The sequence below is a fragment of the Delftia sp. DS1230 genome (genome assembly GCF_040112715.1).
Taxonomy (GTDB): Bacteria; Pseudomonadota; Gammaproteobacteria; order Burkholderiales; family Burkholderiaceae_C; genus Comamonas; species Comamonas tsuruhatensis.
On sequence record NZ_CP157763.1, the window covers coordinates 2,190,770 to 2,209,964 of the forward strand.

The window sequence follows — 19,195 nt, forward strand, 5'->3', positions numbered from 1 at the left end:
CAGCCGTGGGCGAATTCGTATGCTGGACAGTTGGCAGTAGGGCTTTTGCCTGCCGCTGCCTGCCGCATCGGCGGGTATTTTCAGGCCCGATTGCGCTTCAGACGTCCGGGTGTTCGGCCGGCTCGTTGCGCACGACGCTGCTCAGCGGCGGCGGCACGTCCTGGCCCGCACGGCGTGCGCGGAACAGGGCTGCACGCATCAGGAAGATGGTCGTGATGGGAACGGTCACCGAGATGAACACCGCAATCAGCAGCGCATGCACGGCCAGGCTCTGTCCGCTGACGGAAAAGTAGATCCAGGTGGCATGCATGATCAGCCAGCAGCCCATGGTGGCGATGATGGAAGGCGCATGCACGCGCTCGAAATAGCTGTCCAGGCGCCACAGGCCCATGGAGCCCAGAAAGGCGATGATGGCGCCGCCCAGCGCCAGCACAGCCACCAGGATCTGGCACCACAGCGGCAGCGTGGTGGTTTCCGGCATCATTCGATCACCTCGCCGCGCAGCAGGAACTTGGCCATGGCCGTGGAGCCCACGCAGCCGAACAGCGCAACCAGCAGGGCGGCCTCGAAATAGCTGGTGCTGTCATAGATGATGCCCATCAGCAGCATGGCCAGCATGCCGTTGAGGTACATGCAGTCCAGCGCCAGCACGCGATCCTGGGCGTGCGGGCCCTTGAGCAGGCGCAGCACGGCGCAGCCCATGGCGGCGACCAGCAGGCCCAGCGCGAACATCAAAGTCCAGTGGAACCAGGGCATCATTCGAAAATCTCCATCAGGGGGCGCTCGTAGGAGCGCTTGACGTGCTGGACGATCTCTTCGGGATCATCGACCTCCAGCACATGCAGCATGAGCTGGGAGCGGTCGCGCGAGATCTCGGCCCAGGCCGTGCCGGGCGTGATGCACACGATCATGGCGAGCACGGCCAGGCCGTTGGGGTCGCGCAGTTCCAGCGGGATGCGCACGAAGTTGGCCGGGTGCTTGCGCATGCCCGGAAACAGCATGAACCGCACGACGTTGAAGTTGGACACCGAGGTGTCCCAGACCACGCGCAGCCCCAGGCGCACGATGGTCAGCGGATGGCGCACGCGCACGGGCAAGGGGCGCAGGCCGCGCAGCAGCAGCGGCAGCAACAGGCCCAGCAAGGCGCCCAGCAGGATCTGGCCGCTGCTGAACGAGCGGTTGAGCAGCAGCCACAGCAGGAACAGCGCCACCGACAGCAGCGGCGCGGGCAGCAGGGTTTTCATCATCGGGAATCCTCCTTGCCGGCCGTTGGGCCTGCATCGCCTATGCCTGCGGGCATGGGGGCGCCGCTGGCCTGGGCAGCGGCGCGCGCGGCGCCTTCGGGGCCGGCTTCCAGCCGCGCCTTCTTTTCTGCCGGGCTCGGCTCCGGCTGCGTGCCCATGACGGAGCGCACATAGACATCGGGCGCCAGCAGCGCATCGGCCGCACGCTGCGTGTAGCCCATCAGCTGGCCACCCTGCACGGTGAGCGTCACGCAGCAGGCCAGCAGCACGGCGATGGGCAGGCCTTCGGCCACACGCAACGAGGGCGAGTTCTGCTCCTCGGTCGCCCAGAAATGGCGTATGCCGGCGCGCACCAGCGACAGCAGGGCGAGCAGTCCCGTGGCGATCATCAGCGCCACCAGCACCCAGCCGGCCCAGCCGGCCTGGAAGCCGCTGGAGTTGCCCAGGCCCAGCGGGTTGAGCAGGGCAGACAGCATGGCGAACTTGCCCACAAAGCCCGAAAGCGGGGGCAGGCCGGTGACCACCAGGGTGGCCAGCATGAAGCTCAGGCCGATGAAGGCGGCCGCTGCGGGAATGGCGCGGCCGATCAGCACCTCTTCGGATTCGTCGAGGTTGAAGCCCTCCGTGGGCAGCAGTTCGGCGTTGAGGAAGGGAGCCTCGTCATCCTCATAGGGCTCGCCCGCATCGTCATCCACGCGCCAGCGGTCCACCACGTCGGCGATCAGAAACAGGGCGCTCACGGCCAGGGTGGAGCTGGGCAGGTAGTACAGCAGCCCGGCCGTCAAGGCGTTCTGGCCAAACCCCGTGGCGGCCAGCAAGGTGCCCGAAGAGAGAACGGCCGCAAAGCCCGCGATATGCGTCAGACGCTGCGAGCCCAGCATGCCCAGGCCGCCGAAGGCCATGGTCAGCATGCCGCCGACGATCAGCCAGGTGCTGCCGAACAGGGCGGAGGCGCCGGCCTCGGAGCTGAACAGCAGCGTCCACAGCCGCAGCACCACGTAGACGCCCACCTTGGTCATGAGCGCGAACACGGCGCCCACGGGAGCGGTGGCTGCGCTGTAGGCCGGCACCAGCCAGAAGTTCAGCGGCCACATGGCTGCCTTGGTCAGGAAGGCAATGCCCAGGATGGCAGCGGCCGAATGCAGCAGCCCGCGGTCGTCGCTGCTGACCTGGGGGATGGCACGTGCCAGGTCGGCCATGTTCAGCGTGCCGGTCAGGCCGTAGAGCATGGACACGCCGATCAGGAACAGCGACGAGGCTGCAAGATTGATGGCGATGTAGTGCAGGCCCGCCTGGATGCGCGTCCGCCCGGAACCATGCAGGACCAGTCCATAGGAGGCCGCGAGCATGATCTCGAAGAACACGAACAGGTTGAACAGGTCCGCCGTGAGGAAGGCGCCGCTCAGGCCCATCAGCTGAAACTGGAACAGCGAGTGAAAGTGCATCCCCGCGCGGTGCCAGCGGGCGCTGGAGAAGACCAGCGAGGCCAGGGCCACCGTATAGGTCAGCACCAGCATCATGCCGGTCAGGCGGTCCAGTGCCAGCGAGATGCCGAAGGGCATGGGCCAGTTGCCCGGCATGTAGACGCCCAGGTTGACGGGCGCGCCGGCCTGGTCGGTCCACAGCATCAGCATCACGGCCACGCCCAGCCCCATCAGGGTGGATACCAGTCCAAGAGCGAATTTGAGGCGCTGGCGCTCTTCGCGCAGCAACAGCATCAGCGCTGCCGAAAGCATGGGCAGCACGATGGGCGCCAGCATCAGGTGCGGCATGAGACGGGCGGTCAGCTCGTTCATGGCATCTCCTGCTCGGTGCGGGAATGGGCTCCGTCCACATGGTCGGTGCCCGTGGTGCCGCGCGAGGCCAGCAGCACCACCAGGAACAGTGCCGTCATGGCAAAGCCGATCACGATGGCCGTGAGCACCAGCGCCTGCGGCATGGGGTCCGCATAGTGCGCAAGATCCTGCGGCACGCCGGCGCGCAGCACGGGCTCCTTGTCGATGGCCAGGCCCTGGCGGCCCATGCTGAAGATGAACAGGTTGACTGCGTAAGACAGCAGGGCCAGGCCCATGATGACCTGGTAGGTGCGTGGGCGCAGCAGCAGCCACACGCCCGAGCCCGTCAGTACGCCGATGGCAATGGCAAGCACGACTTCCATCAGAAACCTCCTCGTGCAAGCGCTGCAGCGGTGGCCTGCTGCACGGCGGCTTCGGCCTCTTCGGCCTGTTGCTGCTGCTCCTCCAGCAGACGGGCGTGGTAGCGGTGGCTGCGTACCGATTGGTGGGCGATGGCCGTCAGAATGAGCATGGTCGCGCCGACCACCAGCGAGAACACACCGATGTCGAAGAACAGGGCGCTGGCGAGATGCACGTCGCCGACGACTGGCAGGGTCATATGGAAGGTGTGGCTGGTGAGAAAGGGATAGCCGGCCACGATGGAGCCCATGCCGGTACCCAGTGCGAACAGCAGGCCGACACCGATCCATCGGCGCGGGAAGATCGGCAGGTGGGCCTCGACCCACTGCGTGCCTGAGATGATGTACTGCATCAGCAAGGCGACCGAGAACACCAGGCCGGCCACGAAGCCGCCGCCGGGCTCGTTGTGGCCACGCATGAAGATGTAGACGGAAACCAGGGCGGCAAACGGCAGCAGCAGCCGCACCAGCACGGCGGGCACCATCAGGTAGCCCACGGCCGTATCGCCTGCGTTGCGCGGATTGAACAGATCGGTCTGCAGATCGCCAGGCATGTAGCGCTGCTGCTCGGGCAGGTCCAGCGTCTCGCGGGCCGGGCGAAAGCGCCTGAGCAGCGCATAGACGACCAGGGCCACGATGCCCAGCACCACGATCTCGCCGAAGGTGTCGAAGCCCCGGAAGTCCACCAGCATGACGTTGACCACATTGGTGCCGCCGCCATCGCTGAGCGCATGTTCCAGGAAGAAGGTGGAGGCCCCGTCATAGAAGGGGCGGCTCATCATGGCGAAGGCCAGCCAGGCCATGCCGCCACCTGCAACCAGCGACAGCAGCAGGTCACGCATGCGGCGCGAGCGGGCGCGCAGCTCGGCGGACAGCACGGGAATGTGCAGGCTTTTGTCGCGCTTGGGCATCCAGCGCAGGCCCAGCAGCATCAGCACCGTGGTGGCGACCTCGACGACCAGCTGGGTCAGCGCCAGGTCAGGCGCCGAGAACCACAGGAAGGTCAGGCAGGTGCACAGCCCGGCGCCGCCCAGCATGATCAGCGCCGTCAGCCGGTGGTACTTGGCCTTCCAGGCCGTACCCAGGGCGCAGAGAATGCCCACGGCCCACAGCATCACGAAGGCGGGCGACAGCGGCAGCATGCTCCGGTCGCCCAGCTTGATGCCTTGCAGCCACAGGGGCAGAACGCCCGCCAGCACGGCGGTGCAGACCAGCCACAGCATCTGCCACTGCAGGCGCATGGTGGACAGGCGCCGGCGCGACCAGCGGCCCAGCAGGGACAGGCGGGCCAGCAGATTCTCGAAAACACGCTGGCCGCTGAGCGTGCCCACCAGCGGCGCGGTATCCATATGGCCGGCCTGGCGCTGCCAGCGCAGCAGCATGTACAGCAGGATGCCGCCAATCAACGCCACAAGGCTCATGATCAAGGGCATGTTCCAGCCGTGCCAGATGGCCAGGCTGTACTCGGGCAGGTCGCCGCCGACCACGGGCGTGGCGGCCGCTGCGAGAAAGCTGCCCACCGCCCACGCCGGCAGCATGCCCACCACCAGGCAGGCCAGCACCAGCAGCTCGACGGGCACGCGCATCCAGTGCGGAGGCTCGTGCGGGTCGTGCGGCAGGTCGGTGGCCTTGGGGCCGAAGAAGACGTCGATGGTGAAGCGCAGCGAGTAGGCCACGCTGAACATGCCCGCCACCGTGGCGGCCACCGGCAAGGCCGTGCGCACCCAGGGAGCGGCATCCAGGTAGACGGTCTCGGCGAAGAACATTTCCTTGGACAGGAAGCCGTTGAGCAGCGGTACGCCCGCCATGGCCGCGCTGGCCACGCAGGCCAGCGTGGCCGTGATGGGCATCATGTGCCGCAGGCCCGAAAGCCGGCGGATGTCACGCGTGCCGCTTTCATGGTCGACGATGCCCGCGGCCATGAACAGCGAGGCCTTGAAGGTCGCGTGGTTCATGATGTGGAACACCGCAGCCACGGCGGCCAGCTTGCTGTTCAGGCCCAGCAGCAGCGTGATCAGGCCCAGGTGGGAAATCGTCGAATAGGCCAGCAATCCCTTGAGATCGTGCTGGAACATGGCCAGATAGCCGCCGATGAGCAGGGTTGCCGCGCCGGCTCCGCCCACCAGCCAGAACCAGGCATCGGTGTCACCGAGCACGGGCCACATGCGCGCCAGCAGGAACACGCCGGCCTTGACCATGGTGGCGGAGTGCAGATAGGCCGACACCGGCGTGGGCGCGGCCATGGCGTGCGGCAGCCAGAAGTGGAAGGGGAACTGCGCACTCTTGGTCAGCGCGCCCAGCAGGATCAGCACCAGGGCGATCAGGTACAGCTGGTGGTCACGCACCTGCTGGCCGGCGATGAGCACGTTGTCCAGGTCATAGCTGCCCACGATGTGGCCCAGCACCAGCATGCCGGCCAGCATGGCCAGGCCGCCCGTGCCCGTCACCGTCAGCGCCATGCGCGCGCCGCGGCGTGCATCCTTGCGATGGTGCCAGTATCCGATCAGAAGAAAGGAGAAGAGGCTGGTCAGCTCCCAGAAGAAGGCAATCTGGATGATGTTGCCCGACAGCACCACGCCAGCCATCGCGCCCATGAAGGCCAGAAAGAACGAGAAAAAGCGCGGCACGGGATCGGCCGGCGACATGTAATAGCGCGCATACAGCACGACCAGCGAGCCTATGCCCAGCACCAGCATGCAGAACATCCAGGCAAAGCCGTCCATGCGGATCACCAGGTTCAGTCCCAGTGCCGGCAGCCACTCGATCTCCTGGCGCAGCACTTCCCCATCGGCGATCTGTGGAAACAGCAATGCGGTCTGTATGGCACAGCCCAATGCGATCACGCCGGCCAGAGTCGACTCCGTATTGCGTGCATTGGCGGGCAGCATTGCGGCAATCAGGCTGCCGATGAAGGGTAGGAGTATGAGGGTGATCAGGGGCATGGGCGGTCCATTTTACGGGCAAGGTTTTTTGCTTCGCTATGAAAACCTGAGCATGTTTCAGGCTATGGCCGCGCATACCCCGAGGGTCGTACGCATGAAAAACCCGCCGAAGCGGGTTGGATAGAGACAGTTCGCGTCTTCAGGAGGCCGAGCCGGCCTTGGCTGGAGTGGCCGGCTTTGCCGCCTGCTCCTTGGTCGGCTTGGTGCCCTGGGCCGCCGTGTCCTTGCCCCCCCTGGCCGCAGTGTCCTTGGCATCAGGCTTGGCGCTGTGGCCTTTGTAGCTGCTGCCGTTGACAGTCAGGCCTTCGCCCGAAAACTTGGTGGCTGTCGGTTCCGCCACACCCTTGACCCGTGCGATGAAGTCGGGCCAGTCCTTGAAGGGGGCTGATTTGCGTTCCTCGAGAATGCGTGCCGACATGGCCGGGCCTATGCCCTTGATGGATGTCAGTTCGGCTTCATTCGCCTTGTTGGCTTCCACAGCGGCCAAAGCCATCACGGACCACAGCAGCGCAATGAAGCCAGCCATCAATTTTCTGAACATACAAACCTCCTGATCCCTCAATGTTGAGGGCCGCAACATTGCGACCCAGAAGCATCTTATGCAGGCCTCTGGCGTGCCGCCAGGCAGTCGCGGGCTCCAGGAGGCCGGCGCAGGCACGGCCGCACGCACCCAAAGCCAATGGCCACGCGCCCTCCAGGGCGGTTTCTAGGAATACTCTGAAAATACACTGGCCATGCCGGGTTTGCCAATGGGGGTGACGCGATGCCGGGGATAGGGCCGCCTTTCGCCACCCCGGCCCATCACAGCTCCTCGACGCGCCGGGCCGGGTAGCTGTCCCAGCTCTGGCAGCCGGGGCAGTGCCAGAAATGCTGGCGCGCCTCGAAGCCGCAGGCCGCGCAGCGATAGCGGGTCAGCGGTTTGGCGGCGTGGTCCAGCGCGCGTTGCACGGCTGGGTGGTATTGCTCCTCGGACAGTTTCTCGCCAGCCAGCCACTGCGCAGCAGCCACCAGGGAAGGTTCCCGGTCCAGATGCTGGACCAGGCGGGCGCGTCCCGGTGCCTTGGTTTCACCATCGGTGCTCTGTTCTTCAATTTGAGCGTCCAGCGCAACCAGCGCCTGCAGCAGGTCCAGCGAAGGTGCCTGGGTGTATTGCTGGCTGAGCAGCTGGTGGACATGCTGGCGTTGGCCCGTGGCGGCTGCGATGTCCACCAGCAACTGGGCTGCCAGCGGCAGCGCGGCGGGGGACTGCTCGGCCAGGCTTTCCAGCGTTTGCAAGGCCTGGGCCGATTGCCCCATGCGATGCTGCAGCTGGGCATGCTCCAGGCGCGGTCGCGCAGCCTGGGGTGCTGTGGTGATGGCTTGCTGCAGCCGCTGCAGCGCCTCGGCCTGCTGGCCCTGCGTGAGCAAGGACTGGGCGTCTTCGCACAGGTAGTGCGCCAGCCGGCCACTGAAGTCCCCCTGGTTGGCATCCTGCATGCGGCGAGCAATGGCGGCGGCCTGTGTCCAGTCGCGCGAGCGCTCGTAGATGGCCAGCAGGGCCAGGCGGGCCTCGGCCTCGAAGGCCGTGCCTTCCAGGCGGCGCAGCGCGTCCTCGGCGCGATCGAGCAGGCCTGCCTTCAGAAAGTCCTGGGCCAGCGCGTGCTGGGCGCGGTCGCGGTCCACGCGGCTGAGGTCGCCGCGCGACAGCAGGTGCTCATGCACGCGCACGGCGCGGTTGTATTCGCCGCGGCGGCGAAAGAGATTGCCCAGGGCGAAGTGCAACTCCGAGGTGTCGGGGTCGTTCTGCACGGCTTCGATGAAGGCGTCGATGGCCTTGTCCTGCTGCTCGTTGAGCAGGAAGTTCAATCCCTTGAAGTAGGCCTTGGGTGCCTGGCGGTTTTCGGCGCGGATCTGCCGCAGGTCCCAGCGCGAGGCCAGCCAGCCCAGCACGAAGGCCACGGGCAGGCCCAGCAGTATCCAGCTCAGATCAAATTCCATGCACATCGCCCGGCAGGATGGGGGAGGGGGGCGCCTTGGGCGCCGTGGCTGGCGCCGCTCCTTCGGCTGCAGGCGCGGTGCCCTGGGTCGAGCGCGCGGCATTGCGGTGCTTGAGCCAGCGCGGCACCATGCCCAGCACGCCCACGATCAGGCCCAGGGCGAAGGCGGCCAGCACCACCAGTACCAGCGGCGCAGTCCAGGAGGTGCCGAAGAAGAAGTGCACCGTCGCGTCCTGCTGGTTGTTCAGTGCGAAGGCGAACAGCGTAAAAAAAATGGCCGCCTTGAGCAGCCACAGGAAGTACTTCATGTGTTCCCTTGTGTGACGGGAACGATTCTAGAGCCTGGCGGTGACGACGGCTGCAGTGCGCGCAGCCGGCAAGCCGGCTTTCAGGCGGCAGGGCCGGTGCCTGCGGAGCTGGCGGCAACCGTGTCGGGCGCCGCGCCGGGGCGCAGGTCCACGGCTTCGCGCAGGGCCTTGCCGGGCTTGAAGTGCGGCACGCGCTTGGACGGAATGTGGACGGCCTCGCCGCTGCGGGGATTGCGGCCCATGCGGGGCGGGCGGTGGTTGACCGAGAAACTTCCAAAGCCGCGGATTTCGATGCGATGGCCGCGCACCAGGGCATCGCTGACGGCGTCAAGAATCGTCTTGACGGCCTGCTCGGCGTCGCGCTGGCTCAGTTGGCCAAAGCGTGCTGCGAGTTCTTCGACGAGATCGGATCGGGTCATCAAGGATAGGAATCAGGGGTTGAAATGGCGACGGGCGCCCGGAGGCACCCGTCGCATCCGACCTTCAGCGGTCAGCAGACTGGCTGCTGATTACTTGTCGGAGTTGTCCAGCTTGGCGCGCAGCAGGGCGCCCAGGCTGGTCGTGCCGGCGTTTTCCTTGGCCGACTGGGCGGACAGGGAAGCCATGGCTTCTTGCTGGTCAACCTGGTCCTTGGCCTTGATCGACAGCTGGATGTTGCGGGTCTTGCGATCCACATTGACCACCACGGCGGTGATCTCGTCGCCTTCCTTCAGCACCGAGCGGGCATCTTCCACGCGGTCAACGGCGATTTCCGAAGCGCGCAGGTAGCCGACGATGTCTTCGCCCAGGTCGATTTCAGCACCGCGTGCGTCCACCGTCTTGACCTTGCCCGACACGATCTGGCCCTTGTCGTTCACAGTCACGAAGGTCGTGAAGGGATCGCTGTCCAGCTGCTTGATGCCCAGGGAGATGCGCTCGCGCTCGACGTCCACGGCCAGCACGATGGCTTCGACTTCCTGGCCCTTCTTGTAATTGCGCACGGCAGCTTCGCCGGGCTCGTTCCAGGACAGGTCGGACAGGTGCACCAGGCCGTCGATACCGGCAGCCAGACCCACGAACACGCCGAAGTCGGTGATCGACTTGATCGGGCCCTTGACGCGGTCGCCGCGCTTGGTGTTCTGTGCGAACTCTTGCCAGGGGTTGGCCTTGCACTGCTTCATGCCCAGCGAGATGCGACGCTTGTCTTCGTCGATCTCCAGCACCATGACTTCGACTTCGTCACCCAGAGTCACGAGCTTGGTCGGAGCAATGTTCTTGTTGGTCCAGTCCATTTCGGAGACGTGCACCAGGCCTTCGATGCCGGGTTCCAGCTCGACGAACGCGCCGTAGTCGGCAATGTTCGTGACCTTGCCGAACAGGCGGGTGCTGGAGGGATAGCGGCGCGAAACGCCCATCCACGGGTCGTCGCCCATTTGCTTCAGACCCAGCGAGACACGGTTCTTCTCGGTGTCGAACTTGAGGATCTTGGCCGTGATTTCCTGGCCAGCCTGCACGACTTCCGAAGGATGACGCACGCGGCGCCATGCCATGTCGGTGATGTGCAGCAGGCCGTCGATGCCGCCCAGGTCCACGAACGCACCGTATTCGGTGATGTTCTTGACCACGCCTTGAACGATGGCGCCTTCCTTCAGCGTTTCCATCAGCTTGGCGCGCTCTTCGCCCATCGAGGCTTCGACCACGGCGCGGCGGCTCAGCACCACGTTGTTGCGCTTGCGGTCCAGCTTGATGACCTTGAACTCCATCGTCTTGTTTTCGTACGGAGTCAGGTCCTTGATCGGACGGGTGTCGATCAGCGAACCGGGCAGGAAGGCGCGGATGCCGTTGACCAGCACCGTCAGGCCGCCCTTGACCTTGCCGGAGGTCGTGCCGGTCACGAATTCGCCCGATTCCAGGGCCTTTTCCAGAGCCAGCCACGAGGCCAGGCGCTTGGCGGTGTCGCGCGACAGGATGGTGTCGCCGTAGCCGTTTTCGATCGAGCCGATGGCGACCGACACAAAGTCGCCCACCTGGACTTCGATTTCTCCCTGGTCGTTCTTGAATTCGTCGATCGGCACATAGGCTTCCGACTTCAGGCCAGCGTTCACGACGACGAAGTTGTGCTCGACGCGCACGACTTCAGCGGTGATGACCTCGCCAGGACGCATTTCCGTGCGTTGCAGCGATTCTTCAAACAGGGAGGCAAAAGATTCAGACATGTATTTCCTTGCCCGCAAACAGGTTTCCGTTGGCACCATTGCCAAGCGTTTCTAGGACTGTTTGCGGAGGTGTTGTGGGTTCAACCACGGGGTTGGAGCCTATGAACCTCGGGCCGTACACGGGGCGGTGCCGCCATGTCTGGGCCCTGAGGGCGGGTTGCCGACCGTGCGGCGCAACTGGCAATCAGTCGCGGCCGAACGGCTGGCGTTCCTGCCACCATGAAAGCACCTGCTCTGCCACCTCTTCGATGGAAAGCTCGGAGCTGTCAAGCAGCATGGAATCCTGGGCGGGCTTGAGCGGTGCAACGCTGCGGTTCATGTCCCGCGCATCGCGTGCTTCAAGGTCTGCCCGAAGGGCGCTTATGTTAGCGGCAATTCCTTTGGAAATCAACTGCTTATGCCGGCGCTCGGCGCGACAGGCGGCGGAGGCCGACAAATAGACCTTGAGGGGAGCATGGGGAAAGATCACCGTGCCCATGTCGCGGCCGTCGGCGACCAGTCCCGGCAGCTGCTGGAAGGACAGCTGCAGGTCCACCAGTGCATCGCGCACGGCCGGCAGGGCCGAGACGCGCGAGGCGTTCATGCCCGACTCCTCGCTGCGCAGGATCAGGGTGACATCCTCGTCGCCCAGCCAGATGCGCTGCTCGGCATCAAAGCGCACGGGCAGCGCGCGCGCCAGCGCGGCAATCTGCGGGGCGTGGGATTCGTCCAGCACCATGCCGGCCCGCGACGCGGCCAGTCCTGTGAGGCGGTACAGCGCGCCCGAGTCCAGCAGGTGGTAGCCCAGGGCCTCGGCCACCTCGGCGGCGATGGTTCCTTTGCCGGAGGCGGTGGGGCCATCGATGCAGATCACGGGGATGCGGGCACGGGCGGTCTCGCAGACCGAGAACAGGGCCTCGAAGTAGTCGGGGAAGGTCTTGGCGACGCACTTGGGGTCTTCGATGCGCACCGGCAGGGCGGCCGGGTTGAAGGCCGCCAGCGAGAAGCACATGGCCACGCGGTGATCGTCGTAGGTGTGGATGCTGGCCGCGCGCCATGCGGCGGTGGATGCGGGTGGTGTGACGCGGATGAAGTCCGCGCCTTCCTCGACTTCGGCGCCCAGCTTGCGCAGCTCCTTGGTCATGGCCGCGATGCGGTCGGTCTCTTTGACGCGCCAGCTTGCGATGTTGCGCAGCGTGGTCGTGCCATCGGCATACAGGGCCATGACGGCCAGCGTCATGGCGGCATCGGGGATGTGGTTGCAGTCCAGGTCGATGGCCTTGAGCGGCCAGGCGCCACGGCGGATGCGCAGCCAGTTGGGGCCGCCTTCCACCTCGGCGCCCATGGCGCGCGCGGCCTCGACAAAGCGGATATCGCCCTGGATGGAGTCCAGGCCCACGCCGAGGATGCGGATGCCTTCGGCGCTGTCCGAGGCGATGGCGCCCAGTGCGATGAAGTAGCTGGCCGACGAGGCGTCTGCCTCGACATGGATCTCGCCCGGCGAGCGGTAGCGACTGCCGGCCGGGATGGTGAAGCGCTGCCAGTTCTCGTTGTGCACGGCGATGCCGAAGCGGGCCAGCAACTCCAGCGTGATATGGATGTAGGGCTTGGAGATCAGCTCGCCCACGACTTCGATGGTGATGTCGCGCGTGGTGGCCAGCAGCGGCAGCGCCATCAGCAGCGAGGTCAGGAACTGGCTGGAGACATCGCCACGCACCTGGATGGGGCTGTGCGGCAGCTGCGAGAAATCGGGCTTGCGGATGTGCAGCGGAGGAAAGCCCTCGTTGCCCAGATAGTCGATGCGGCAGCCGAGCTGTCGCAGCGCATCGACCAGATCGCCGATGGGGCGCTCATGCATGCGCGGCACGCCGCTGAGTTGGAAGTCGCCGCCCAGCACGGACAGGGCTGCCGTCAGCGGCCGCATGGCCGTGCCGGCGTTGCCCATGAACAGCTCGGCACTGGCGCCGGAGGGCAGGACGCCGCCCAGGCCGGTGATGCGCACAGGCTGGCCGAGGGTGATGGCGGTGGGCTCCACCGTGCAGCCCAGTTGCTGCAGGGCCCGGAGCATGACGCGCGTGTCGTCCGAGTCAAGCAGGTCGTGGACCACGGTCGTGCCCTGGCTCAGCGCTGCCAGCAGCAGCACGCGGTTCGAGATGCTCTTGGAGCCTGGCAGGCTCACCGTGCCCTGCGCGCGGGAAAGAGGGGGGATGTCGAGGAAGGCGGTACTGAACATGGCAATTCGGAGGCAAACAGGCTGTCGGAAGGCATTGCGGCCGCGCTGGCCGCAATCCACAGATGCGCTTGGGGGCGCTTGGAGCGCGGCCGGCGTTGCGCGTCAGCGGCGCGGTACGCCCATGCGCCAGTGGGCACGCGCCGCGCTGGCCAGGGTCAGGTGGTCTTCCAGGCCTTGGCCGTCGCCGGCCTGGATCAGGCATTCGAGTTGCTGCAGCGCCTGCTGGAACTGGCGCGACTGCGCCAGCACCTGTTCGCTGTTGGCCAGCAGCACATCGCGCCACATCTTGGGGTCGCCTGCTGCAATGCGCGTGAAGTCACGGAAGCCGGGGCCGGCCAGGGACAGCACCTCATCGGAATCGGGCTGGGTGATCACGCTTTGCATCATGGCGAAGGCCAGCAGATGCGGCAGGTGGCTGACCGTGGCAAAGGCGCTGTCGTGGGCTTCTGGCGACATGGCGCGCACGCGGCAGCCCAGCAGCTCCCACAGGGACTGGGCCTTTTGGAGGTGCTCGGTCAGTGTGCGTTCCGTGGGCGTCAGGATGACCTGTGCGCCCTTGTACAGCTGGGGGTCGGAATGCTCGACGCCCGAGACTTCCTTGCCCGCAATGGGGTGGGCCGGCACGAAGGAGCCGAGCTGGTCGCGCAATGCCGAGCGGGCGGCATGCACCACATCGACCTTGGTGGAGCCCACGTCCATGATCATCATCCCGGGCGTGACCAAGTGCTTGATGGACTTGAGCGTGGCCTCGGTGGCCGCCACGGGCACCGCCAGCAGCACCAGGTCTGCGCCGGCGGCGGCCAGCAGGGCCGAGGGTGCCTCCACATCGATGACGCCCATCTGGCGTGCGCGCTCGGTGGTGGACGGGGATTTGCTGTAGCCCACGACACGCTTGACCAGCCCGGCCTGCTTGAGCGCCAGCGCGAACGAGCCGCCCATGAGGCCGCAGCCGATCAACCCCAGTTGTTCGAACGGCTGCATCACTTGGAGACCGGATAGGTGCCCAGCACCTTGTAGAAGGCGCACAGCTCGCGCAGCTCCTGCAGCGCGCTGGCCACGTTGGGCTGGGCCGGGTGACCTTCGAGGTCGATGTAGAAGTAGTACTCCCACTGGCCGGTGCGTGCGGGGCGCGATTCGAAGCGCGTCATGGAGACGCCGTGCCGCTTGAGCGGTACCAGCAGGTCATGCACGGCGCCGGGACGGTTGGGCACGGAGATGATGATGCTGGTGCAATCCTGCCCGCTGGGTGCGGGCGTCGCCAGCGTATGCGGCAGGCAGATGACGGCGAAGCGCGTACGGTTGTAGGCATCGTCCTGAATGGCATGCGCCACCACGTGCAGGCCGAATTGCTGGGCCGCGCGTTCGCTGGCCAGGCCGGCGATGTCGGGGTGCAGCGCCGCCAGGCGGGCGCCTTCGGCGTTGCTGGACACCGGGCGGCGTTCGGCATGTGGCAGATGCTTGGACAGCCAGCCCTGACATTGGGCCAGGGCCTGGGGGTGAGCTGCAACCACCTTGATGCCTTCGGTCGTGCTGGTGCTGCGCAGCAGGTTGTGGCGCACCAGCAGGCTGACCTCTCCCACCACGTGGCAGGGCGTATGCAGGAACATGTCCAGCGAGCGCGTGACCACGCCTTCGTTGGAGTTCTCCACGCCCACCACTCCGTACTGCGCGCTGCCCGCAGCCGTGGCGTGGAACACCTCGTCGAAGCTGTTGCAGTACATCAGGTCGGCCGCGCCGCCGAAGTACTGGATGGCCGCTTCCTCGCAGAACGTGCCCGCCGGGCCCAGCACGGCCACGCGCTGGGGTGACTCCAGCGCCAGGCAGGCCGACATGATCTCGCGCCAGATGGCCGAGACATGGGCGTTCTTGAGCGGGCCGGGGTTGGCGGACTCGATCTTCTGGATGACCTGGGCCACGCGGTCAGGGCGGAAGAAGGGCGTGCCTTCACGCTTCTTGACCTCGCCGACCTGCTCGGCCACGCGGGCGCGTCGGTTCAGCAGATCCAGCAGTTGCTGGTCGATATCGTCGATCTGCACGCGCAGATGCGCCAGATCGGGAGAGGCTTGGGGTGGGGTGCTCATGGAAGGGGTGTGGTCGGTCAGGCGTTGCGCTGTTCGAATTCGCGCATGTACTCCACCAGCGCCTGCACGCCAGCGATGGGCATGGCGTTGTAGATGCTGGCACGCATGCCGCCGACGGACTTGTGGCCCTTGAGCTGCAGCAGGCCGCGTTCCCGGGCTCCGGCCAGGAAGGCGTCATTGCGCGACTCGTCGCGCAGGAAGAAAGGGATGTTCATGCGCGAGCGGCAATTGGCAGCGACCTTGTTCACGTAGAACGAGGACTGGTCCACGTACTGGTAGAACAGGTCGGCCTTGGCGATATTGCGCGCCTGCAGGGCCGCCACGCCGGTCAGGCCGCCTTCGGTCTGGCGCTTGATCCACTGGAAGGTCAGGCCCGCGATGTAGATGCCCCAGGTGGGCGGCGTGTTGTACATCGACTGGTTGTCGGCCACGGTCTTGTAGTCGAAGGCCGAAGGGCAGGCGGGCAGGGCGTGGCCCAGCAGGTCCTCGCGCACGATGACCAGGGTCAGGCCGGCCGGGCCCAGGTTCTTTTGCGCACCGCCGAACGCCAGGCCCACGCGGCTCCAATCGACGGGGCGCGAGGCCACGTGCGAGGAGAAATCCACCACCAGCGGAGCATCGCAGCCCAGCGCCTTCAGGTCGGGCAGTTCCTGGAACTCCACGCCATGGATGGTTTCGTTGCTGCAGATGTGCACGTAGCTGGCGCCACGGCTCAGTTGCCAGCTTTCGGGGGCGGGCAGGGTGGTGAATTGGCTGTCCTCGCCGCTGGCTGCGATGTGTGCATCGGCTACGTACTTGCGTGCTTCCTTGGCCGACTTCTGGCTCCAGCTGCCGCTGAGCACGAAGTCCACCGTGCCGGCGCGCGACAGGTTCAGCGGAACAATGGCGTTCTCGGCCAGGCCGCCGCCCTGCATGAACAGAATCTTGAATTCGGGCGGCACGGCCAGCAGCTCGCGCAGATCGGCCTCGGCCTGTTCGTAGATGGAGATGAACTCCTTGCCGCGGTGGCTCATCTCCATCACGCTCATGCCGGACCCGTGCCAGTCGAGCATTTCGGCGGCTGCCTGCTGCAGCACTTCGGCGGGAATGGCGGCAGGGCCGGCGGAGAAGTTGTAAGGGCGGTTCATGGAGTTCACTGTCAAGTCACGCGCAGGCGCCAGTTCGGGCGGGGCCTGCAACTGTCAAAAATCTGGGCCGCCGCTACGGCTGCACTCCCGGTGTGGGAGGCAGCCCCAGCGGCGGCCGGGTCATCAGGCGGGCTCGCCCGTGCCTTCGGCAGCGGCTTCGTCGCCGCCCGGGACTTCCTCGCCCGTGGCCTCGCCCTCGACTTCGTTGGCATCGTTTTCGACGATGCGCTGCAGGCCGCCCAGCTTGGCGCCTTCGTCCAGCGAGATCAGCGTCACGCCCTGGGTGGCTCGGCCCAGTTCGCGGATTTCCGACACCCGGGTACGCACCAGCACGCCAGTGTCGGTGATCAGCATGATTTCGTCATCGGCGTGGACCAGGGTGGCGGCGACCACCTTGCCGTTGCGCTCGGACTGCTGGATGGCAATCATGCCCTTGGTGCCTCGGCCATGGCGCGTGTACTCGACGATGGACGTGCGCTTGCCGTAGCCGTTTTCCGTGGCCGTGAGCACGCTTTGCGATTCGTCCTCGGCCACCAGCATTGCGATCACGCTCTGGCCCTCTTCCAGGGTCATGCCCTTGACGCCACGCGCATTGCGGCCCATGGGGCGCACGTCGTTTTCGTCGAATCGAACGGCCTTGCCGCCGTCGCTGAACAGCATCACGTCATGCTTGCCGTCGGTGAGGGCTGCGCCGATCAGGAAATCGCCCTCGTCCAGGCCCACGGCGATGATGCCGGCCTTGCGCGGGTTGGAGAACTCGTCCAGCGCCGTCTTCTTCACGGTGCCCATGCTGGTGGACATGAACACATAGTGGTCGGCCGGGAAGCTGCGGTACTCGCCCGTCAGCGGCAGCACCACGTTGATCTTCTCGCCATCCTGCAGAGGGAACATGTTGACGATGGGGCGGCCACGCGAACCGCGCGAGCCCGCCGGCACTTCCCAGACCTTGAGCCAGTACAGGCGGCCGCGGTTGGAAAAGCACAGCAGGTAGTCGTGCGTGTTGGCGATGAACAACTGGTCGATCCAGTCGTCTTCCTTGGTGGCCGTGGCCTGCTTGCCGCGGCCGCCGCGCTTTTGCGAGCGGTACTCGGACAGCGGCTGGCTCTTGATGTAGCCCGTGTGGCTGAGCGTGACCACCATGTCGGTGGGCGTGATCAGGTCCTCGGTGGACAGGTCCTGCGCGCTGTACTCGACCGTGCTGCGGCGGGCGCCGACCTTGCTCTGGCCGAACTCGGCCTTGATCTGCTTGAGTTCGTCGCCAATGATGGCCGACACGCGCTCGGGCTTGGACAGGATGTCCAGCAGGTCCTCGATGACGGACATCACGTCCTTGTACTCGGCGACGATCTTGTCCTGCTCCAGGCCGGTCAGGCGCTGCAGGCGCATCTGCAGGATTTCCTGGGCCTGGGTCTCGGACAGGCGGTACAGGCCATCGGCCTGCATGCCGAATTCGCGTTCCAGGCCGTCGGGGCGGTAGTCGTCGGCATTGACCACGCCGCCATCGGTACGGGTGCGCGTCAGCATCTCGCGCACCAGCTTGCTGTCCCAGTTGCGCGTCATCAGCTCGGCCTTGGCCACAGGTGGCGTGGGCGCGTTGCGGATGATGGCGATGAAGTCGTCGATGTTGGCCAGCGCGACCGCCAGGCCCTCCAGCACATGGCCGCGCTCGCGCGCCTTGCGCAGTTCATAGACCGTGCGGCGCGTGACCACTTCGCGGCGGTGCTGCAGGAAGACCTCGACCAGATCCTTCAGATTGCACAGCTTGGGCTGGCCATCGACCAGCGCCACCATGTTCATGCCGAAGGTGTCTTGCAGCTGGGTCAGCTTGTACAGGTTGTTGAGCACGACCTCGGGCACTTCGCCGCGCTTGAGCTCGATCACCAGGCGCATGCCCGACTTGTCGGACTCGTCCTGGATGTGGCTGATGCCCTCGATCTTCTTTTCGTGCACCAGCTCGGCCATGCGCTCCTGCAGCGTCTTCTTGTTGACCTGGTAGGGCAGCTCATCGACGATGATGGCCTGGCGCTGGCCGCGGTCGATGTCCTCGAAGTGGCACTTGGCGCGCATCACCACGCGTCCGCGACCCGTGCGATAGCCCTCCTTGACACCGTTGATGCCATAGATGATGCCGGCCGTCGGGAAGTCGGGCGCGGGGATGATCTCCATCAGCTCGTCGATGGTGGCCTGGGGCGTCTGCAGCAGGTGCAGGCAGGCGTCCACCACCTCGTTGAGGTTGTGCGGTGGAATATTGGTGGCCATGCCCACGGCAATGCCCGAGGAACCATTGACCAGCAGGTTGGGCAGCCGCGCAGGCAGCACCAGCGGCTCGCGCTCGCTGCCGTCGTAGTTCGGGCCGTAGTCCACCGTCTCCTTGTCGATGTCGCCCAGCATCTCGTGGGAGATCTTGGACAGGCGGATTTCGGTGTAACGCATCGCCGCCGCGCTGTCCCCGTCCACCGAACCGAAGTTGCCCTGCCCGTCGACCAGCATGTGGCGCAGCGAGAAGTCCTGTGCCATGCGCACGATGGTGTCGTACACCGCGCTGTCTCCGTGCGGGTGGTACTTACCGATCACGTCGCCGACGATACGCGCCGACTTCTTGTACGGCCGGTTCCAGTCGTTGTTGAGCTCGTGCATGGCGAACAGCACGCGCCGATGCACAGGCTTGAGACCATCTCGCGCATCGGGCAGCGCCCGGCCCACGATCACGCTCATTGCGTAATCGAGATAGCTGCGACGCATCTCCTCTTCGAGGCTGATGGGCAGGGTTTCTTTAGCAAACTGGGTCATGTGTGGCGATACTCTGACGGCGGGAAAAGGCCCATTTTAGGTCGAATGACGTGTAGCAGCCGAGCAACATAACCCTGGAATTCCGCCGCTGTCCTACTTGTTGGCCCCCGCTTGGCGGTCCGTCTG

The 19,195-nt window shown here is 65.8% G+C and carries 16 protein-coding genes; all 16 read right to left on the reverse strand.

Features of this window, described 5'->3' with window-relative positions; genetic code table 11:
- Nucleotides 1–97 precede the first annotated feature (97 nt).
- Entirely contained in the window at nt 98–484 is a 387-nt protein-coding gene (locus AAN986_RS09700) for a monovalent cation/H(+) antiporter subunit G (RefSeq protein ID WP_016450496.1), read from the reverse strand.
- On the reverse strand, nt 481–759 hold the full coding sequence (locus AAN986_RS09705) for a K+/H+ antiporter subunit F (RefSeq protein WP_012206532.1): 279 nt from the start codon (nt 757–759) through the stop codon (nt 481–483). Before AAN986_RS09705 ends, AAN986_RS09700 begins: the two co-directional genes overlap by 4 nt.
- Nucleotides 756–1,247, reverse strand: a complete 492-nt coding sequence (locus AAN986_RS09710; RefSeq protein ID WP_016450497.1) for a Na+/H+ antiporter subunit E — start codon at nt 1,245–1,247, stop codon at nt 756–758. The genes AAN986_RS09705 and AAN986_RS09710 overlap by 4 nt, the downstream gene beginning before the upstream one ends.
- Nucleotides 1,244–3,040: a monovalent cation/H+ antiporter subunit D gene (locus AAN986_RS09715; protein WP_016450498.1), complete on the reverse strand. Its 1,797-nt coding sequence runs from the start codon at nt 3,038–3,040 to the stop codon at nt 1,244–1,246. Before AAN986_RS09715 ends, AAN986_RS09710 begins: the two co-directional genes overlap by 4 nt.
- Nucleotides 3,037–3,402, reverse strand: coding sequence for a Na+/H+ antiporter subunit C (locus tag AAN986_RS09720; RefSeq protein WP_016450499.1), 366 nt, complete (start codon nt 3,400–3,402; stop codon nt 3,037–3,039). The genes AAN986_RS09715 and AAN986_RS09720 overlap by 4 nt, the downstream gene beginning before the upstream one ends.
- Nucleotides 3,402–6,380: a monovalent cation/H+ antiporter subunit A gene (locus AAN986_RS09725; RefSeq protein WP_016450500.1), complete on the reverse strand. Its 2,979-nt coding sequence runs from the start codon at nt 6,378–6,380 to the stop codon at nt 3,402–3,404. Before AAN986_RS09725 ends, AAN986_RS09720 begins: the two co-directional genes overlap by 1 nt.
- A 139-nt stretch (nt 6,381–6,519) precedes the next feature.
- Nucleotides 6,520–6,921, reverse strand: coding sequence for a helix-hairpin-helix domain-containing protein (locus AAN986_RS09730; protein ID WP_047218010.1), 402 nt, complete (start codon nt 6,919–6,921; stop codon nt 6,520–6,522).
- A 260-nt stretch (nt 6,922–7,181) separates the two neighbouring features.
- Nucleotides 7,182–8,357 (reverse strand): lipopolysaccharide assembly protein LapB, encoded by a 1,176-nt coding sequence (gene lapB / locus AAN986_RS09735; RefSeq protein ID WP_016454366.1) that lies wholly within the window; start codon nt 8,355–8,357, stop codon nt 7,182–7,184.
- Nucleotides 8,347–8,664, reverse strand: coding sequence for a LapA family protein (locus AAN986_RS09740; RefSeq protein ID WP_047218011.1), 318 nt, complete (start codon nt 8,662–8,664; stop codon nt 8,347–8,349). The genes lapB and AAN986_RS09740 overlap by 11 nt, the downstream gene beginning before the upstream one ends.
- Nucleotides 8,665–8,744: 80 nt before the next feature.
- Entirely contained in the window at nt 8,745–9,083 is a 339-nt protein-coding gene (locus tag AAN986_RS09745) for an integration host factor subunit beta (protein WP_017404723.1), read from the reverse strand.
- A gap of 90 nt (nt 9,084–9,173) precedes the next feature.
- Nucleotides 9,174–10,898, reverse strand: a complete 1,725-nt coding sequence (rpsA, locus tag AAN986_RS09750) for a 30S ribosomal protein S1 (protein WP_255247313.1) — start codon at nt 10,896–10,898, stop codon at nt 9,174–9,176.
- A 145-nt stretch (nt 10,899–11,043) separates the two neighbouring features.
- Complete coding sequence (locus AAN986_RS09755) at nt 11,044–13,071, reverse strand: bifunctional 3-phosphoshikimate 1-carboxyvinyltransferase/cytidylate kinase (protein WP_047218012.1); 2,028 nt, start codon at nt 13,069–13,071, stop codon at nt 11,044–11,046.
- Between the two features lie 102 nt (nt 13,072–13,173).
- Nucleotides 13,174–14,052: a prephenate dehydrogenase/arogenate dehydrogenase family protein gene (locus AAN986_RS09760; protein WP_016449514.1), complete on the reverse strand. Its 879-nt coding sequence runs from the start codon at nt 14,050–14,052 to the stop codon at nt 13,174–13,176.
- Entirely contained in the window at nt 14,052–15,152 is a 1,101-nt protein-coding gene (gene pheA / locus AAN986_RS09765; protein ID WP_016449513.1) for a prephenate dehydratase, read from the reverse strand. Before pheA ends, AAN986_RS09760 begins: the two co-directional genes overlap by 1 nt.
- 17 nt (nt 15,153–15,169) lie before the next feature.
- Entirely contained in the window at nt 15,170–16,279 is a 1,110-nt protein-coding gene (serC, locus tag AAN986_RS09770; protein ID WP_016454363.1) for a 3-phosphoserine/phosphohydroxythreonine transaminase, read from the reverse strand.
- A 123-nt stretch (nt 16,280–16,402) separates the two neighbouring features.
- Nucleotides 16,403–19,069, reverse strand: a complete 2,667-nt coding sequence (gene gyrA, locus AAN986_RS09775) for a DNA gyrase subunit A (RefSeq protein ID WP_047218013.1) — start codon at nt 19,067–19,069, stop codon at nt 16,403–16,405.
- Nucleotides 19,070–19,195: the final 126 nt, after the last annotated feature.

Bases quoted from the DNA above. Each gene is read 5' to 3' on its own strand.
- AAN986_RS09730 (WP_047218010.1), bottom strand. From the start codon at position 6,921: ATGTTCAGAAAATTGATGGCTGGCTTCATTGCGCTGCTGTGGTCCGTG.
- pheA (WP_016449513.1), bottom strand. From the start codon at position 15,152: ATGAGCACCCCACCCCAAGCCTCTCCCGATCTGGCGCATCTGCGCGTG.
- AAN986_RS09745 (WP_017404723.1), bottom strand. From the start codon at position 9,083: ATGACCCGATCCGATCTCGTCGAAGAACTCGCAGCACGCTTTGGCCAA.
- gyrA (WP_047218013.1), bottom strand. From the start codon at position 19,069: ATGACCCAGTTTGCTAAAGAAACCCTGCCCATCAGCCTCGAAGAGGAG.
- lapB (WP_016454366.1), bottom strand. From the start codon at position 8,357: ATGGAATTTGATCTGAGCTGGATACTGCTGGGCCTGCCCGTGGCCTTC.
- serC (WP_016454363.1), bottom strand. From the start codon at position 16,279: ATGAACCGCCCTTACAACTTCTCCGCCGGCCCTGCCGCCATTCCCGCC.
- AAN986_RS09725 (WP_016450500.1), bottom strand. From the start codon at position 6,380: ATGCCCCTGATCACCCTCATACTCCTACCCTTCATCGGCAGCCTGATT.
- AAN986_RS09755 (WP_047218012.1), bottom strand. From the start codon at position 13,071: ATGTTCAGTACCGCCTTCCTCGACATCCCCCCTCTTTCCCGCGCGCAG.
- AAN986_RS09705 (WP_012206532.1), bottom strand. From the start codon at position 759: ATGATGCCCTGGTTCCACTGGACTTTGATGTTCGCGCTGGGCCTGCTG.
- AAN986_RS09700 (WP_016450496.1), bottom strand. From the start codon at position 484: ATGATGCCGGAAACCACCACGCTGCCGCTGTGGTGCCAGATCCTGGTG.
- AAN986_RS09740 (WP_047218011.1), bottom strand. From the start codon at position 8,664: ATGAAGTACTTCCTGTGGCTGCTCAAGGCGGCCATTTTTTTTACGCTG.
- AAN986_RS09710 (WP_016450497.1), bottom strand. From the start codon at position 1,247: ATGATGAAAACCCTGCTGCCCGCGCCGCTGCTGTCGGTGGCGCTGTTC.
- rpsA (WP_255247313.1), bottom strand. From the start codon at position 10,898: ATGGTGCCAACGGAAACCTGTTTGCGGGCAAGGAAATACATGTCTGAA.
- AAN986_RS09760 (WP_016449514.1), bottom strand. From the start codon at position 14,052: ATGCAGCCGTTCGAACAACTGGGGTTGATCGGCTGCGGCCTCATGGGC.
- AAN986_RS09720 (WP_016450499.1), bottom strand. From the start codon at position 3,402: ATGGAAGTCGTGCTTGCCATTGCCATCGGCGTACTGACGGGCTCGGGC.
- AAN986_RS09715 (WP_016450498.1), bottom strand. From the start codon at position 3,040: ATGAACGAGCTGACCGCCCGTCTCATGCCGCACCTGATGCTGGCGCCC.